The sequence below is a fragment of the Bacillus sp. DU-106 genome, assembly GCF_004799705.1.
Classification (GTDB): Bacteria; Bacillota; Bacilli; order Bacillales; family Bacillaceae_G; genus Bacillus_A; species Bacillus_A cereus.
On record NZ_CP026607.1, the window covers coordinates 2,863,609 to 2,881,857 of the forward strand.

The window sequence follows — 18,249 nt, forward strand, 5'->3', positions numbered from 1 at the left end:
GTTACTGCTTTGAACTTTGTATGTCATACATAATCGAGACTATAAAATCATATTTAGTAACAATCGACGAAAAAATTTGGAGGCTATATCGATGAATGAAAAATATGATAAACATAGGAAAGAATTATTAGAAGAAGACTTTAATAAACATCGAGAACTTACTGAACCAGCTAAATTTCACTCTCAAACAGTTGGTTCACGTGGACCTGTACTAGAGCAAGATAGTGTACTGCATGAGTCATTACAACAATTTATTCATGAAAAAATTTTAGAAAGACCTGTTCATGTAAAAGGATTTGGTGCGTTCGGTTATTTTCAAACGATATATTCGATGTCTGAACATACTAAATTAAGTTTTTTACAAAATTCTAATGAGAAAGTTCCTGTTATGGTTCGATTTTCGTTAGCTGTTAGTACGAAAGGAACACCGGATACTGCTAGAAATGTACGCGGTTTTTCCACAAAATTTTATTCAAAAGAAGGCATTTTTGACCTTTTATGTAATCACATTCCTGTTTTTTCTGTCCGTGATCCAATGCGTTTCCCTGAAACGATTCAAGCATTATTGCCTTCACCTAAAAATAACTTAATAGACCCTAATAGATTTTGGAGTTTTGTCGCTAAAGCACCTGAATCTATTCATTTTGTTGTCCGTTTATACTCTAATAATGGTACGGCCAAAAGTCTTCGCCACATTCCAGGACATAGTGTTAATACATATGTATGGAGAAATGCGGAAGGTAATCGAAAGTATGTAAAGTATCATTGGTACCCATTTGAAGGTGTACAGTACATTACTAGTAAAGAAGCAATTAAATTAGCTGCTGAAAATCCTGATTATAGCGGGAAAGATTTATATGATGCTATTGAAAATGGTAAACCAGTGGAGTATGGTTTATACGTCCAGCTCATGGATCCGAAAGATGAAGCGCACCTTTCTTATGATCCTTTAGATGACACAAAAGTATGGGATGAACAGACGTATCCTCTCATACCAGTCGGGAAAATGGTATTAAATAAAAATCCTGAAAATTTTATGGAACAAGTAGAAAAGGTCGCATTCTCTCCTTCTAATTTACTGGATGGTGCAGAACTATCAGATGATAAAATGCTGCAAGGGCGCGCTAACATTTACAGTGATTCACAAAGAAGAAGAATTGGTCCAGAATTTCGCAAATTAACGATTAACCAGCAGCAAGATTGGACACCTGCTAATCAAATTACAACCGGTGAAGGAAGGTACGTTGAAGGTAAACTTGAAAGAACTTCTATAATGAAACAGGATGACTTTACGCAGGCTGGTGAATTTTATACGAAGTTACAGCCAATAGAAAAAGAACATCTCGCTGAAAACTTAGCTAGTGATTTGAAAGTTATATCCGATGATATTAGGGAGATCGTTTTGGGGTATTTCAATCAAGTATCAACTGATTTGAAAACAAGCATTGAGACAAAAATGAAAGAGCATTAAGAAGATTAAAACATGCTTTACGAATGAGAATTCAAATCTATATTAATTATTTTCTTGTCAAAATCCAATGAGGTTATTTAATTTGAAAATATAAAGCCAACATATCCCTGTTCTATAATTAGAACAGGGATATGTTGGCTTAGTTTAATGTTTAACATTACATACTTTATTTCGCTAAAAAATGCGATAAGTAGCCTTTCAAAACAAACTATAGTAAACTATTTTACTTGTACCGTATAATTCCCTGTTCCACCACCATACTTATATACACTTAAGTAATATTTCCCTGGCTTTGCATTATAATTTCCAAGCAATTTGTTTCCATCACGTTTTGTTGCATAAGCTACATAATTATTTAAATCTGATTCAGAATATAATACCCAGTTCAGTCCAAGATTTTGTTCGTTCGTAACAGAAATTTGTAAATCTTTTTGATCCTTTACATCAATAACAAATTTATCCCCCTGATCTTGATCGCTCAAGGTTCCTCTTAACAAAATATTCAAAGATAGTGGGTTTGCTGTTTCAAATGAATTATTTGGTTCTTTTTCTACAGCCGTACCTTCTTCCGTATTCACTCCGCTAAACACAACATCATATTCAAATTGCCCAGCATTATTTACACGGTAATTTACAAAATAAGCAGTCAATGTTTTATATCCAGTCCACTCTTTTCCTGAAAGACGTTTCAACATATCATTTGTTGCTTCATTCATCACTTTCCAGTCCTCAACTTCTCCTTTAGCCACACTTCCTGTATATGTCCCCTGTAGTGTAAATGTATTAAAGAATTGTGATGTATTCTTTGTTACTTTCACATCTTTTAATTTCGCTTCATTCGTAATATCTGAAGTAACGTCCGAAAGCGATTTTGGATCATGTTGAGTTAAATACTCATCTGATACTTGTGGAATCGTATACTTATCGCGATTATCAATAAGCATTTGCATATAAGATTGATATTCTTCATTTAACTTATTATCTTTGCTTAATGTAGCACGGTATGCATCGTAACTTGAAACATCATTTGCGCGAATTAAATCATGTACTTTATCGAACATTTCTGGGCGCTTATTATACATATATGATTGCAGCGCAAACGAATAATTATAAAAATCCCACGTTCCATATTTCGCATTTAACGTTTGTGATGCTGTATAACGTTTTGCAGGATCATTAGATAACCCGCCAATTATACTTTTTCGCGGTACTACACTATCTAATCGAGTTGCACCTGCAAAGAACTCTGCATTCCCTTCTTCAAACCATGTTAAACGTTCATTTTGATACATTTCCCCTTGGCCCCATAATCCCTGAACTTCGTACCTTCCCTGTAAGTAGTGCGTAAATTCATGGCGGAACAATTCTTCCAGACTATAAATACTTTGCTCTGGTGTACGTTCATATGTAAAGAAAGTTCCTGTCCCTTCAATATAAATCCCACCATTATTCGTTTCATATCCGTACAGTTGACGATTAAATTGATACTCATCTGGGCTATTATAAATAACCATCGTTAACACATCATCAGCATGTCCACTTTCAAGTGGTTTATCGCTACCAACTGTACGATAAAATTGAGAACGCACCTCTTTTGCCGCCCAGTATAGACGTTTAATTTTCTCTTCGCTAACTTTATCCCCAGCTTTAAAGACAATTGCTCCATCATCAAACGTATACGTTTTCGGTAAATATTTCTTTTTACCTTCTTCTCGAATTTGATCTAAATTTACAGTTTTTCCATTCGCATCTATTCCTCCATAATTTGTAGTAATTTGTTCTGCCGCAACAAAGTATTGCTCTCCTAAATATGGGTAAATTCGCATTGCATCTGTAACAACTTGTTGTCCTTTTGTCGGCGTGCTATGAAGCTTGCCCAATCGGCCAGCATAATAAATTCCATTATTAATTAACCATCCGTTTTTATTTGTTACTGTACCAAGTAGTGCAAAACGATTTACTTCATTAATAAAGTTATCGATATTCCGAAACCACATCGTATCTTTTGGCTCTTTTCCAGTCGTGTACATATCCGTCTGAATATCAAAGTCAATTCCCTTTATCAACTCATATATAGCGTCTCCTTTTGTTCGGTCTTCAATGAAAGTTGCAAGATTATCGTTATATTGTTTAAAAATTTCACCTGCATATAAAACCGTTTCAACATCTGCTGATGCATTTCCAATTAATTTTCCATATGATGCAATTATTTTATTTTGTTCTGATGTACCAAGTTTGAAATTTGGATTTTTTGCAATTGTTTTTAAAGCTGGTAAACACTTATCATGGTAGCTACGCTCATTTAGTTTGCTTAATTCATCATGGTAAAAACCTAAATAAAATGCTGCACGTAGAGCTTCTACTAATGTTTCAATCCCTTTTGAATCATCTTTCGTATAAGCTTGTCCTTGTTCTGCTAGTTTATTAATAATTGCTTGCATTCGGCTATCATCTTGATAGAATTTAAGACTATCACTATTAAACTGAAATAATTCCGGAATTTGATACCATTTAATTGTCACAAGAAGATCAGTTAATTGTTTATTATTTAATTGATTTAACTCAGCCATTGAATACTTTTTTTCTTCAGCTAACGGTTTAATATTATCGGTTGGTGCTAGTGGGCGCTGTGATAAATCCGCTAATTTTAACCGTTTTGTAAAAGATGCATTTTCTTGTACTTTTGAAGGGTGCGCCAATTCATCAACAGATTTCTGTATTCCTACCGGCTCCATTTGTAATACGTTCTTCACATTTTTCTCTTTTGTCTCTGCTTGAATTTGCAAACCATTACACGTTATTGTCACTAATCCAACACCAAGAATCCACTTAGAAATTTTCGAATATTTAACCATCCCATTGCCCCCTAATAATTTAAAAGAAAATTCAGAATTTTAAAACCAAAAAAACCACTTATTTGTATGTATTTACAGTTCCGCTATAAATACAATTATGATTAATAATGCAATAGTAGCTTGTTTTATACTATTACGAGTACAGATTCCTTACATACAATCTCCCTTCCTTACATGTAATACAAGCAAAAACCGTGCCAATCATATTTCTTATGAATAGCCAACATTCTTTTATAAATACTGTAGAATAAAATATACATAGGTGGTTCGGCAATGTATAAATCATTTGACACAAAATCTAATGTTTATGAAGAACAAATTCATTGAATATTATAAGTTCATTAGCCAGTAAATAATCCCCAATTATTAAATCTCTCAAAAAAAGGTAAACAAACATATTCCATAAAGCTAATATGTTCGTTTACCTTTTTCTATTTCAAATCAACAGCAAAATATCGTTGAATAAAAACAGTATGAATAAGTATTTTATTATTCATTTCTCTTTTTCATATAATCTTTTTCACATTGCAACGGCTTGAATTTTACTTTTTTCCCTTTCTTCTTTTTCGTTTTTATAACGAGCCATTCCCCTTTTTCAACGTCTAGTTTTAGGCGTTTCATTACATTGATATTATCTTTTTCTTTATAAAGTAAAAATGCTTCTTGTGCCCTCACAAATAAGCTGGGCTGTTCGCTAAATCCACCACTATCATAAATTTTAGTTAGCGAATTATAATAAGAATCATTTTCCTTTCCACCATACATCAAATGAGCAGCCTCCAGATCTCTTTTACTTACTTCCCAAAAATTATGTTCATCAATATTTAAATTAAATGTGGATTTAATGTCCTGTATTATATTCTTCACATGCTTTTCATCTCTAACTTTTCTTTCTTCGAGACAATCCGAAGATAATTCTGGTGCATCTGATTGGGAATGTACAACGTGTTGTATCGATACACACAGAATAAATACGCTTAAAATGTAAAATATTTTTTTCATATTTACATATCACCTCAAATGATTTAGATACTATATCATTTGAGGCTTACAATATTCTTATGCTATAAAATTTTTATAGGATCTTTCCTTTTAATATTGCTTTATCAAATTCACGGGCGGGGCAACTACCTTACTACTTTTCACATCATATAATCCTATAGGTGTTACTCGTATAAAAGGCAAGTGCGTCGCAGAAAAGAATAAAATTGTAAATGCTGGATCATCATGCGCGTAGCCACGCTCTTGTAGTAATTTCACCATCTGTTTCTCTTCCTGTATTAATTCTCTCATTTTTAAATTAGACATAATCCCGAGCAATGGTAATGCTATTTCGTGTAACACTTCATTGTTTTCTGCTATGACCATTCCACCACCGAGCTCTTTTACTCTACGAAAAGCTGTAAGCATATCTTCTTTTCTTTTTCCGATAAGAATGATGTCACCTGTACCAGAATAAGAGCTAGCAAGCCCACCTAGTTCTTTCGCAAAACCTTTCACAGCTATATTCACTTGCCAACTGCCATCACGAGCAATCATCATAAAGAAACATTCATCATGATCTGTGGACAATTCATCACAGTCTATATTAATTTCACTAGTGTATGGTTTTGTAATAACGTTGTTTAATAAGTGTATCCCCGTTTTATTAGAGAAAATCATATCCTCTTTTTCTATTGACCAATCTAATAATAATGGAGTTACTTTATGTTTACTCCAGTCTATATGTAATGCTTCATGTGTATTTACACCGTCACGCTTCACCCATTTCCCCTTTGCAAGGGCACTGATTGGTACTGGGTTTTCTTTACTTTCTAAAATATTGATATTAGCAATTCTACCTGTCGCAATCGAACCATGTACATGTTCCATATTATAATAGCGAGCAATATTATAACTTGCCATATCGTATGCATCTATTACTGGTACTCCTTGTTTTATCGCGGTAGAAATCATAACGTTTGTCATTCCATTTTCATAAAACGAAGGATGTGAGCCGTCTGTTGTAAAAAAGAATCTATCAAACTGCTTTACGCCTAGTTCCAACAATTCTTTCAGTAAAACTTCTAAATCTGGGCGGATTGAAGAATTTCTTAAGGAAACAGTGTAACCTTGCATAAGACGAGTGAAAGCTTCCTGCCCTGTCATCGCTTCATGATCACAATCTGTACCTAACAGTTTTAACTTCGCTAAAGTCGTTTCAGATGCACCCGGAAAATGTCCTTCTACTTTCTTTTGCAATCGCTTCGTTTCCTGCACCCAAGTTAACATTTCATCATCGCCATGTAATAGTTTTGGCCATGCTGTTAGCTCGCCGCCTTGAAGAACCGCTTCATGCTGCAGCCACTCTATTATTTCTTCACGATTAAACAAAGATTCCCCGTTTTGCAATTCAGTCTGTCCGTCAAAACGGCACCACCAATACATACTTACTGGAATCTTATTGAATTCATCTAATAAACGAAATGCTTCTTCACGCTTTAATGTGAAAAATAAAGTTAAATTATCATTAATAAAAGTTGTTGTCCCAAACTGCATCGCATGATTCGCTAGCGTCTCTGGGTTATACAACTGATACGGATGTGCATGTGGTTCTATGTAACCGGGTACGACATACTTTCCTTCGCAATCAACAACTTCACACTCCGTTAATTGCTCTGGCAGCTGCTCCCCTACGTATACAATTCGATCATTATATATCCAAATATTCGCTGTCATCCACTCGCGCATATAAGAATTTAAATATGTTGCATTCTTTAATAATATGTGTGTGCTTCTCTTACCATCTAGTACTTCAACATGTTCTCGTAATTGTTTATTACTCCATTTATAATGATTTTTCCCCATTGTATTCAACTCCAAATCAACTCATAATTATTTTGATTAAAACGAGTAATATTTAACTAACTAAAGTATTTTCCATTCATAACTCCCCTATTGGTGCCCCTATACCCTTCATTATATGTAAAAATTAAAAAAATAACAATTTTCAGAACTATACACATATCTCTTTTATCCAAAATAAAAAGAATGTCATGTAACTGACATCCTTTTTTATTTTGTCGTAAGCATTAAGATTGATTTTCACTTTGGAATACACTTGATGTCATATCATAAATGCAACTACTGTCCATAGTTGCGAACTTAAAAAAGCACCTCTTTTAAATACAACTATAACAAAATTCTATTCATTTTCTTTTCATCTATTTATTAAATTCAATTTGCATCATTTTATTTAACTGCGGAACAATATCGACCCCACCTATTGAGTTAAGACTGATAGCTAATGTATGTTTGCCTCCAATTACTCCCCCAGCAAAAGTTGCAAATCCAGGAATTCCTCCTCCATGCCCCCAAACTGAAACACCGTTTGGAAGTTTAGTCTCATAGATTCCAAGACCGTATGCGTCACCAACCCCTTTGCCTTCTATAGGAACTGTAGTAAGCATTTCTTTTAGCTCGCGTTCCTTCAGTAACTTACCACCAAGTAAAGATGAAAAGAACTTATTTAAGTCATCCGCATTAGAAATCATATCTCCAGCTGCATTAGCTAAACTCGGATTATAATACGTAATATCTTTGAACTCGCCTGTCCCTTCCATTTTCACATATCCACGAGCATGATTCTTTCCTGGGATGACGGGTGAATTTCCTGGTAAAAACGTATTTGATAGATCCAAAGGTTCAATAATTCGCTTTTCGATTTCTTCCGCATAACTATTTCCAGTTATTTTTTCAATAAGCATTCCTAGTATTACGTATCCTGTGTTTGAATACAACCAATCTTTACCCGGCGAGAAATCTGGAGGCAGCGAAAGGCCTATTTTCACTATTTCTTCTGCTGTATACGTTTTTTTCGAATTCATTATGTCCGCGTCTTTTGACTTTAAGTATTCAGCGATACCACTCGTATGATTCAAAAGTTGTCGTATCGTAATTTGATTACCATCATACCCATTTCCTTGCACGAGACCTGGTAGCCACTTTTCAATTGGATCGTTAAGTTGTAAGCGATTTTCTCCTACTAATTGAAGCACAGTCGTCGCAGTAAACGTCTTCGTCACACTACCAATCCGAAAGCGATAATCCGAATTCACCGGTTTCTTTGTACTTAAGTCCGCCACGCCAGCAGTAAAACTACTAGTTTTTCCGTTGTTAGACGCCTTAGCTAATATTCCTACAGCACCAAGCTGTACTGTTTCCTGCATTACTTGTTTCCAGCCATTACGATTCTTTTGATCATGTACTTGTGACGAACTAGAAATATTTTGAGCTGACTCTGCAGTCACAGTAAAACCAGGTGTGAATAGAACAGTACCCGCTAATAAAACTGCAAAACTTGCTAACTTAATTGAATTACATTTTTTCATAAGGCTTTCTCTCCTCCATTAATATCGGATTGATTCAAGCTATACTTTCATCCTATATGATAAATCTCTCTTTTTTCTTATCCATTCCTTACGAAATACTTACGTTTAAATTTAAATACGGTAAACTGAGGAAGAGTTATGCATGCAAATAAAAAGAGAACATGTTTTCATTTTTTATGTAAACATGTTCTCTTAAACATTTAAAATTCTATATCAACTTTTCATCCTATTCTTTACACAACTAATTTATATTCCTTTTTACCAGCCCGCACTAGCATTCATACCATTTCCAATAATAGAAAGTAATAGCGGCCATAATACTGGTCCTAGTGTAAGAAATATATTTAGAAGTATGAGCATTCTATATCCAACGGTGAAATTGTGATTTTTACGATTAACAAATACTAAACTGATTAATGATATTATAGTTGTTAAAAATAATACTAACATTAGCAACCAATACCACACCATTAAACTAAGACTCCACGGTGTTAATAGCTCATGTATGATACAAAATGAGATTCCTAATACAGCAAAACTAAAACTAGTCACCGATGTTTTTATAAGCCATTTATTTATTTTTTTATCGTATGTATTTTTACAATATAAATCTATTAAAGTATATAAAGATAAATATGCCATTAATACACCTATCCAAGACAATAACCAGTCTCCGTCTCCTTTGAATAATACGTACAGTAACCAACACATACCTACTGCTGAAAAAACAAAGGAAATAAGTATGCTTTTTAATACCGATTTCATTACATTTTCACACCCTTAAAAAATCAAAAATTAATTATAATTTATAAAAATTAAGTATAGGTTAACATGTAATGAAGTATAAGTAAATAAAGTTAATTTTGTTTACCTATTTGAAGACGGTTTCATATAAGAAAATAATTCATGTTAATCAAATTTCCGTATAAAAATAGAAAAGGTGGATATTTATGTATCCACCTTCCCGTCTCCCTCTACCCACTTCATTATTTCTTCCACATCTAAATCCGTATACGTCTTTTCACCATAACGAACAGACTCATATAACGAGATAATATCCCTTGTTCTACAAATTCTTTTTAACCATTGTTGTATCGTTTCATAGGACCTTCTCTGTTCATGAAATGGTAATGTTCTTTCCCATTCAACTAACGTTTTTCTTATCTTATCTGTCGGTAACGGCCGTTCTAACTGATGAATGACTTTTTCATTCTTTATGCTTCTTACCGCAGTTTGCTTTGTGATCGATTCTTTCTCCTGTACTATTTCTGTTCTCGTCAATTTGTTCCTAATATACTTGCAGATGGCATATATAATTAATATTGCGATTATCACATAAAAAACTATAGTAATCCATACATTTGAAAGAACAGAAAGCACGTCACTCCGTAGACTTTCTCTTTCGAAAGGTTGAAATTTTTTACCCGTTTTCGTTCTTATACCCGTATCTTTTACTTCTTCATATTCATCTTCATCTATTTTGGAATCATCAAAATTTTCACCTAAACTAGTAAAGTCATAATTTCTTTCCGATATTGTCTTAGTCTTACTGAAAAAACGCTCTTTTACTATGTCTTGTACATACACAATACCTTGTGATAACGTTATCGCACTAATCGCAAAGAAAAGTATGATTAAAGTTCTCACACTCCATAACTTCACTTTCATATGTCGCTTTTTATTCACCATGACATAAGCCCCTTCTTATTCTTTCATTACAATCCATTTATTCGTTCTACTGTATTTCTTTGGTGAAGTACCAATAATTAAAGGAACCGCATCCAGTTCCTTTCGACGAAAGCCTGCTGTGTAAAAGTAAGAAGAAGATATAGGCGTATCTTGGTCTGATATCGAGGCAAGTATCCTTAATACATTTTGCAAATGTTTCCGATTATCCCCATTTTTTATATGTAGCAAACCGTTATCTTTTACACTATTGATCCATACTTCAAACGAACAGTTTTGCATAAGAAGTTGTTTGCATATACCTGCTGTTAATTCAATTAGTTCCTCTATATCATTTCGCAAAGAAACACCACTTTTATTTTGCAAGTTGAGATAAATCGCGTATTTATCACATTGTGTTCGCTCATACTTTTTCGCAATTATTGTCCCTGTTTTCGCTGTTGCACTCCAGTGGATGGAACGAAAATCTTCATTTTCATAAGACTTTACTCCCATTACTTTCGTTTCATCATATAAGGGTGAAGACATCGCTTTTCGAAATCCTCGTGACCATTCTTGTAATTCAGGAACTTGTATTTTCGGAACAGCTGGTAAAACTAAATAAGAGGGCGTATCAACTTGTTTATATGTTATATGGTTCGTTATAAATCCAAAGAGATCAGTAATAACAATTTCAACTTCTTCCCATTTCGCGATGCCTCTTTTTAACGCTACAGCTTGCAAATCAAATGAAACTGACTCCCTTCCTTTTAAATTAAAATTCATATAATAATTTGAACCTGTACTATGATTTTTGTTTATTTCATCATGATTCCAAGTTAGCTTATTTTCACATTTAAATCGAAATACGATATTAAGAATAGGAAATATCGACTTGTTTGAAATTTTCATTTTGCACATATTCGTTTCACCTATAAAAACATTCGAATTCCCTTGACTGTATTCCCATTCAACACGAGATACTTTACGTATATATACATGCATAGCACCTATTAAAATTACATATAAAAATACGAGAGATAAAAACAGTAGATTACTTGAAAATACACTTAAAATAACGGCTACAACTGACATAACCCCCATTACGAAAGGCTCCGCTAAAGGTGTATACACAAGCTGTTGATTCATCGTACATTCTCCACTGGCACACTAATCGTATGAAGAATTTCTTTCATAATTTGTTCTTTCGTCGTTTTCATCTCTCCCTCAATTGTTAACGTTAAACGATGAGCACAAACGGATGCAGTGAGCGTCTTAATATCATCTGGCGTACAGTAATCTCTTTCATTTAATATTGCCCGTGCTTGAATCGCTCTCATAAATGCCAACGTTCCCCGAGGGCTTACACCAATTTCAATTAACTCATGGTTACGAGTTGCTTCAATAATTTCAAGAAGATAATCTTGCACATCATTCCCTACTAACACTTCTCTTGCACGCTTTTGCATCGTAATAATTTCTTCACTTGAAATAATAGAGTGTAATGTTTCTAACGGATCATTCATTTGAAACCGATTCATCATTTCCTTTTCAGCTTCTCTCGTAGGATAACCTTGGCGAATCGTAAGTAAAAATCGGTCTAATTGAGCATCTGGTAAAGGAAATGTGCCCGCTGATTCGAGTGGATTTTGCGTTGCTATAACTAAAAAAGGTTCTGGTAATGAATGTGTCTGTTTCGCAATTGTAACAGTACGCTCTTCCATAACCTCAAGTAACGAAGATTGTGTTCTCGGTACAGCTCGATTAATTTCATCCACTAATACGATATTTGCAAAAATAGGACCTAGCCTCGTTTTAAAATCCGATTTCTTCACATCAAAATATTCAAGGCCAATAACATCTCCAGGCAAAGTATCCGCTGTAAATTGTATTCTTTGAAATTTAGCGTCCACACTTTTAGCCAAACTTTTCGCTAATGTTGTTTTTCCTGTCCCAGGTACATCCTCTAATAAAATGTGTCCTCTTGCTATAAGAGCTATAGCTGCCAGTTCAATCGATTCATCTTTTCCTATAATAACTTTCGAAATATTGTTAGTAATCTTGTTTAATGTACTCATATATTATCTACCACCTTTTAACTTTCTAAAAATTAAGAATATATTTTTTCCAAATTATAACATGTAATTCAAATATGAAATAGAGCAAAAAGAAAACTTATATTTTTTCTTCACTGCACGCAAAAAAGCACCTATTGTCGTATATTGACAATGAGGCGCTTAACTCAATCCAACAGCCTTCTTTCCCTCTAATTTTTAGTAACAATACATCCTTTTTTCTCCCACGCATGCATTGTTTTCAATTAACTAGTAAAATGCATTCTAATATTACATATAATAAAAACCATTTCGATTTGTTCGTTATAGAACTTCCTCTACATCGACACTCTCAATCTTCACTTCATACATATTTGGGATGTTTGCTTCTTTTGGTACCCATGCATAATAATTTTGATCATTCTCTAACATAAATTGAATTAACTTTGTTTCTGATCCATTCCAGAAATTTTTAAGATTATCAATGTAGTCTTCTAAATCTTCTTTATAGTCCAGTTGTAATATATAATCTCTTACCGTTAGGGCAAACACAATTAAACTTCCTAATAGATTTTTTTGCTCATTTTCTTCTTCATACTCTTGTGGTAAGAACCACACTTGACCTATTCCTATCGTTTTTTTGTATTTTTCATAAAAACTACTATCATCCATATTCTCATAGTCATGTATTAATTCATTGACCAATGAATGCCATCTTGGCGGAATAATATTTTCCAATGTAGGATTATGTTCAATTCCTTCTACTATATCCTCGATTTCTTCTGTCTCATCTTCATAGTGATATTCACTTAGGTCTATATGCTTAAATTTCATTTCATTTTTATAATGTGCCAAATCATATGGATAATGGTTATTACCTTTTAAACTTGTATCATCAAGTCCGAGTATCTTTACTATTGCAGCTGTCTCAAAGCTCCAATACCCTACATATCCAGGTTCTTTGTGGGCATTTTTCCATTCATAATCATAATGGCCTCTAAACCATTCTTTCTCCATATACGTTTGCAATCTTTTAGACGCTTCTTTTTTATCTGTTTGTGCAAGTTCTATAATCTCTCTTGTTTTTGCATATGGATTTTCTTTATAATATCTGTTCGTCATGTTTGTGTATCCGATATCACTAGCGCATAAGAGGAAATCAATTACTGCGTCATTCATATTTTTTGTATCAACTATCTTTTTTAATCTTTCTATATTCTTTTTATCCGTTTCTAACAAAATTCCTAAGGAAATCATCCAAATCAGACTTAAATATCCAATTTCCCTACTTCCTGTATTCTCTAAATCATAAATTGCATTATGAAAATCTTTTTCTATTACACTAACATCTTCCCCTAAAGAATACTTTGCCCTAATATCCTCCATCTCATATCTAAAATTGGCTAGATATGTCCCTTCTATAATACTCTTATTATCTTTAGAATATCTTTGAATTCCATTTTTAGTATCTTCTTCTAAACTTTTAATATCTTCTCTATTTTCCTCTATAAACTCTTTATGATATTCAATTCCTTCTCTACACTTTTCTTCTATACATAAATAATCTCTCATACCATTCAATTCCTCCTCGCTTCTAAATTATGGCCATTCTCCAACAATGTTACCCTTTGCATCTATTCTAAATGTTTTCACATTTCCACTACTATCAACCTTTGATAACACTCTCTCAACTTCCTGATCTTGTAATGCTTTCGTAATCTTTGATGCTAATTTTGCATCTCCATCAACTGCCTTCAATATTCTACTTTTTCGGGTCTTCGCACCATTCAACCAATCATTTGACATTTGTCTTCCATCTTTAGTTTTACTTAGTTTAGCACCACCACATAATCAATTTGAACAGACGAAAGGTGAGCCCACATTTCTCGCAAGCCCACCCTGTCTATTTCTGATGCTTCTTCATTCATTTTTGCGCAATTAATTTCTTTATCTCTAAAAATATACATCGAGTACAATCCTTGTTCTTCACAGTATACTTTAATTTCATCTTTTTAATATCTGAAGCTACATCCACCTTTAACTTGCCCTAGTGTTGAAACTGGTTTATCCCTAGAAATTTTTAACTTTCATCTTCCTATTACATAAATTGTAATTTTCGTAACGATTTTTAACAAATATTCGGACATTTACCCTATGGAGTACACTCATAAAAGTTTTCTAAAGAGGGTCACTCTTTTTAATGAGACTACATTTTCGAACTGTACTCACTTCTTAACAACTACTAATCTACCTCTATTATTTGTATCCCTTCTTTGGTTTCTGGACAATCATTAATGCTTCTTTTTAATACTCATCTTCAAATAAACAATTATATATAGTAACACCTGTTTCCTTTAACTCTAACGAAACATCCTCCACTTCAATACTTAACGTTTCTTTATCAAGATTCTTTATTCCGTTACTATCTAATAATTTTAAAATACTACTTCCTATTTTCTTAGATTCATCATTGTATGGCGAGGACTCTTCAACTAGCTCGATTGTACCATTAGTGTATCTATATCTTAAATATTTAACCACTGCATATGGCGCGATTGCCGAAATCATTAGCATTACACAATTAATTTCTGATTGCTTCCGAACATACTCACTGAATTCTACACTACCAAAACGAAATTTCACATCTAGTGGTAGAAGAATGTAAGAAAAACATGATGAATAACTAAAATCAGTAATATTATCAACGTTTATATTTGATATTTTATTAATTTCTCCATCCCAGAAATGTTTATCAACAAATTTCCCCAAAACATATTGGAAATCACCTTGTTTATATAATTTATTAACAACTTTTAGTATCTCATCACTCATAATTATTCTCCTTTATTGTACAGGGTATCCATGTATATTTCCTTTACCATCCATATGAACCTTTACCCTCGTTTCTCCATTTGGACCTATTGGCTTTCCAAAATCATGCACTCTAACACTTCCGTCTGGCTTTACTGGTGTTCCTTTCACCCATGCTTCTTGTGTCTCTACTACTCCATTTTTCCCTGCTCCCCACTGCGATTTGGTTGAGACATTATTCCCATGACCAGGAACATGTTTACCCTGTTTTCCTGCATCAACTTTTGGAGCACCTGAAACGCCAGCATCAACATGCCCTTGACTTGCTAGTTTATCATTTTTCCCAATGTTCCCTGCTACACTGGCTCCCTGACCATCAACACCTGTACCCTTACCCCACCAGAAGACTGGATTTTTTGAAGAGTATCCTTAGCATTTTGAATCGATTTATTCCAAACAAATCCACCATGCGCAAAAAGACTAGCCCCAGCAGCTGTTGCTGCTATATCTAATGGAATAACAATTGGTGATGCTAACCCGCCAGTTCCTACTTCTGCCACGATAGTTAAGAAATTAGATCCGCCTATGAGCGAGATACCTTCAAACATTTCTAGAATGGACCCGGCTATTTAATAATTTTGCCCTGTTTTTTTTAATGTTTTTTGACATTGAAAAACATACTATATAGCATCAATTGAAGCCTATGTGCCTGTGAAATGCAAGGTACGAAAGTGCATTCGCTCAAATAATAATTTTCAATTTAAATCAACAAAAGAGACCTCAAATGTGAAGTCTCTCTTGTTGATTATTTTCCATAAGTAACTCGCCATTTATTTGTTTATTTTAAGACAGATAACATGGTTCATTCAAATATATATCCTAAAGAAAAAATTTTTCCTGCCGTCATAATCTAGTAGAATAGATTCAATTAATTCTTATTAATTGCGATAAACTCACTAGGAATCTCATCTGCTAACCAAACTTTTTCATTTCCTAAATAAAATTTAACGCCTTCTTCTCTAGCTTTTTTCAGTATTAACTTCTAAAATAATAGGATGCTTATCTTTTCTTTGTTCAAAGCCTTCAGAAGCAAAATCATGAATAAGTTGAACTTTACTTCCTTTGCCGATTTCAAAACATGCAGTATCATCATTATCAACTCTTTTAGCAAAAGGAATCAGCTTACGATTAGGATATCTTTTCTTCATACCAGAGTATATGTTAGTAGCCTGTTCTGATTCCTTTAAAAACCATATATCAAAATTAACTAGATCTAATTTGACTAATAAGGTAACAGTTTAAATGCCACCTATTATTTACACATTTTTCTTTCCCATACTCTTTTTCCGTCAGTTAAAAACACTGCACTTGGCGGATCATCATAGAGAGAAATTTCAACCAATGAACTTTTTTCTTGTTTTAACCAATTATATACAGTACCTTCGTTTGTATTAGGTCGAGATAAAATATTATTTACTCTAAATACAGCTGCATCATATTCTGTATAATTTATATCATCCTCATCTAGTCCATTGTCTGTTTCAAAAACTGTATCTAGTTCTCCAATAATCCTCAATCCACTTTTCCATTCTAGTATCATGTCACTATGTTCATAATTTATTAATGTTCCAATTAAAGAATCGTACCCCATTTGCATCCTCTTTTCTTATGATTTTTATGGTCTTGATGGTACTATATGAGCGCCATCTTTTCCATAATGGATCAACCCTTTAGTAGTCTCATAGTATTCACCAGTATTGCGGTCATAATATTTTCCTATTGGCTCACCAAAGTCTACTCTTTCTCTACCGTTTTTTAATAGTTCACCTTTCCCGGCGAACTTATCAAGCAATTCTTGCGCTATTTTATTATCGCCATAGAAAATGCTCTTATTTTTTCCATTTGCTAATTCTTGTTTATAGTTCGGTGTATCAGGAATATGCTTTTCTTGAGCTCCTGCTTTCACTTTTATTGGATAACCATTTACTTCACGGTATGGGCCTTTAGGTACAGAATCTTTTCCATAAGAAGGTATTCGATTACTCGCACCCTTACCTCCACCAGAAGACTGGATTTTTTGAAGAGTATCCTTAGTATTTTGAATCGATTTATTCCAAACAAATCCACCATGTACAAAAAGACTTGCCCCAGTAGCTGTTGCTGCTATATCTAATGGAATAACAATTGGTGATGCTAACCCACCAGTTCCTACTTCTGCCACGATAGTTAAGAAATTAGATTCGCCTATGAGCGAGATACCTTCAAACATTTCTACAATGGACCCGGCTATTTAATAATTTTGCCCTGTTTTTATTAATGTTTTTTGACATTGAAAAACAAACTATATACCTGCAATTGAAGCCTATGTGCATATTCTGTTAGCTTTAATTCATAAAAATAATTTCGATAAATTTATAGCTTACCTTTCAATTAAAAAAGCACTTATTGTCTCAAATAGACAACCAAGTGCTTTAAGTTCATATATTTTTAAGTAGCATAAATTTGTAAATTTTTTCCCATTCCAAGTCTTTAATATTCGTCGTACAGTAAAATGTCATCTCGCCTAAGCTCGTACCTCGTTTTCTATTTTCTATCATTGCACATAACACTCTATGATGGTACAACCATCATGATCTATGAATTTCAAGAAAGTATCATTATATCCCATGGTTCTATACTTAAGCACACCAACTATTCCTTTAATTTAAGGATTTTCTATATAACTTTCTGCAATATCAATATCATTTGTCATTTCTAATTCTGGAAATTTTCCATCTAATTTTCTTAAGCAATTAATTAGTTCTTTACTTTGTATAATTTCTACTATATCTTCCAAAACTTCACTTATCCAATATAACTCTTCTTTACTACAGTTCTCTAAATATCTTATAGTATTTCCCTCATTTTCTGAGAGAACTTCTATTATTTCATTCCAACTTTTTTGTATCCCATAGTCATCATTCAAATTTAATTTTTTTCTTTCATTTAATATAACTTCCATTTTATTTGCTATATCCATATTA

The 18,249-nt window shown here is 33.3% G+C and carries 16 protein-coding genes and 3 pseudogenes; 1 reads left to right on the forward strand and 18 read right to left on the reverse strand.

Going from position 1 to position 18,249, the window contains the following annotated elements; all coding sequences use genetic code 11:
* The first annotated feature begins 91 nt into the window (after window positions 1-91).
* Window positions 92-1,471, forward strand: coding sequence for a catalase (locus C3Y97_RS14655; protein ID WP_001003610.1), 1,380 nt, complete (start codon window positions 92-94; stop codon window positions 1,469-1,471).
* A gap of 218 nt (window positions 1,472-1,689) precedes the next feature.
* Here C3Y97_RS14655 and colA read toward each other — a convergent pair whose 3' ends face one another.
* The 18 genes and pseudogenes from colA to C3Y97_RS14735 form a co-directional block, all read right to left on the reverse strand.
* Window positions 1,690-4,326, reverse strand: coding sequence for a collagenase ColA (gene colA / locus C3Y97_RS14660; RefSeq protein ID WP_136363480.1), 2,637 nt, complete (start codon window positions 4,324-4,326; stop codon window positions 1,690-1,692).
* A 489-nt stretch (window positions 4,327-4,815) separates the two neighbouring features.
* Window positions 4,816-5,328: a hypothetical protein gene (locus tag C3Y97_RS14665; RefSeq protein WP_075677238.1), complete on the reverse strand. Its 513-nt coding sequence runs from the start codon at window positions 5,326-5,328 to the stop codon at window positions 4,816-4,818.
* A 90-nt stretch (window positions 5,329-5,418) separates the two neighbouring features.
* The gene (locus C3Y97_RS14670; RefSeq protein WP_075677240.1) at window positions 5,419-7,173 is read right to left on the reverse strand and encodes an adenine deaminase; all 1,755 of its coding nucleotides are present in this window, start codon (window positions 7,171-7,173) and stop codon (window positions 5,419-5,421) included.
* Window positions 7,174-7,529: 356 nt separating this feature from the next.
* Entirely contained in the window at window positions 7,530-8,696 is a 1,167-nt protein-coding gene (locus tag C3Y97_RS14675) for a serine hydrolase domain-containing protein (protein WP_016124771.1), read from the reverse strand.
* 258 nt (window positions 8,697-8,954) lie between these two features.
* Window positions 8,955-9,461, reverse strand: a complete 507-nt coding sequence (locus C3Y97_RS14680; RefSeq protein WP_000843838.1) for a DUF3902 family protein — start codon at window positions 9,459-9,461, stop codon at window positions 8,955-8,957.
* A 183-nt stretch (window positions 9,462-9,644) separates the two neighbouring features.
* A complete protein-coding gene (locus C3Y97_RS14685; RefSeq protein WP_136363481.1) occupies window positions 9,645-10,385 on the reverse strand; it encodes a signal peptidase II in 741 nt (246 codons plus the stop codon).
* Window positions 10,386-10,400: 15 nt separating this feature from the next.
* Window positions 10,401-11,510 carry a DUF58 domain-containing protein gene (locus C3Y97_RS14690; protein ID WP_001075940.1) on the reverse strand — a complete coding sequence of 370 codons (1,110 nt, stop codon included), beginning with the start codon at window positions 11,508-11,510 and terminating at the stop codon, window positions 10,401-10,403.
* Window positions 11,507-12,439, reverse strand: a complete 933-nt coding sequence (locus tag C3Y97_RS14695) for an AAA family ATPase (RefSeq protein WP_136363482.1) — start codon at window positions 12,437-12,439, stop codon at window positions 11,507-11,509. The genes C3Y97_RS14690 and C3Y97_RS14695 overlap by 4 nt, the downstream gene beginning before the upstream one ends.
* Window positions 12,440-12,739: 300 nt before the next feature.
* Window positions 12,740-13,987 (reverse strand): PoNi-like cognate immunity protein, encoded by a 1,248-nt coding sequence (locus C3Y97_RS14700; protein ID WP_136363483.1) that lies wholly within the window; start codon window positions 13,985-13,987, stop codon window positions 12,740-12,742.
* A gap of 27 nt (window positions 13,988-14,014) precedes the next feature.
* Window positions 14,015-14,221, reverse strand: coding sequence for a hypothetical protein (locus tag C3Y97_RS14705; RefSeq protein ID WP_000063994.1), 207 nt, complete (start codon window positions 14,219-14,221; stop codon window positions 14,015-14,017).
* Between the two features lie 498 nt (window positions 14,222-14,719).
* The gene (locus C3Y97_RS14710; protein WP_001278747.1) at window positions 14,720-15,247 is read right to left on the reverse strand and encodes a hypothetical protein; all 528 of its coding nucleotides are present in this window, start codon (window positions 15,245-15,247) and stop codon (window positions 14,720-14,722) included.
* 12 nt (window positions 15,248-15,259) lie between these two features.
* Window positions 15,260-15,397 (reverse strand): hypothetical protein, encoded by a 138-nt coding sequence (locus tag C3Y97_RS27860; RefSeq protein ID WP_000679167.1) that lies wholly within the window; start codon window positions 15,395-15,397, stop codon window positions 15,260-15,262.
* A 185-nt stretch (window positions 15,398-15,582) separates the two neighbouring features.
* A complete protein-coding gene (locus C3Y97_RS14715) occupies window positions 15,583-15,834 on the reverse strand; it encodes a hypothetical protein (protein WP_002041383.1) in 252 nt (83 codons plus the stop codon).
* 320 nt (window positions 15,835-16,154) lie between these two features.
* Window positions 16,155-16,299, reverse strand: a pseudogene (locus tag C3Y97_RS28350) (RNA 2'-phosphotransferase); the annotation flags it as partial.
* A pseudogene (locus tag C3Y97_RS14720) lies at window positions 16,288-16,482 on the reverse strand (hypothetical protein); the annotation flags it as partial. The pseudogenes C3Y97_RS28350 and C3Y97_RS14720, both read right to left, overlap by 12 nt.
* A gap of 56 nt (window positions 16,483-16,538) precedes the next feature.
* Window positions 16,539-16,877: a hypothetical protein gene (locus tag C3Y97_RS14725; protein WP_000540189.1), complete on the reverse strand. Its 339-nt coding sequence runs from the start codon at window positions 16,875-16,877 to the stop codon at window positions 16,539-16,541.
* A 24-nt stretch (window positions 16,878-16,901) separates the two neighbouring features.
* Window positions 16,902-17,516, reverse strand: a pseudogene (locus C3Y97_RS28470) (polymorphic toxin type 50 domain-containing protein); the annotation flags it as partial.
* A 414-nt stretch (window positions 17,517-17,930) separates the two neighbouring features.
* Window positions 17,931-18,245 carry a hypothetical protein gene (locus C3Y97_RS14735; RefSeq protein ID WP_000350221.1) on the reverse strand — a complete coding sequence of 105 codons (315 nt, stop codon included), beginning with the start codon at window positions 18,243-18,245 and terminating at the stop codon, window positions 17,931-17,933.
* Window positions 18,246-18,249 lie beyond the last annotated feature (4 nt).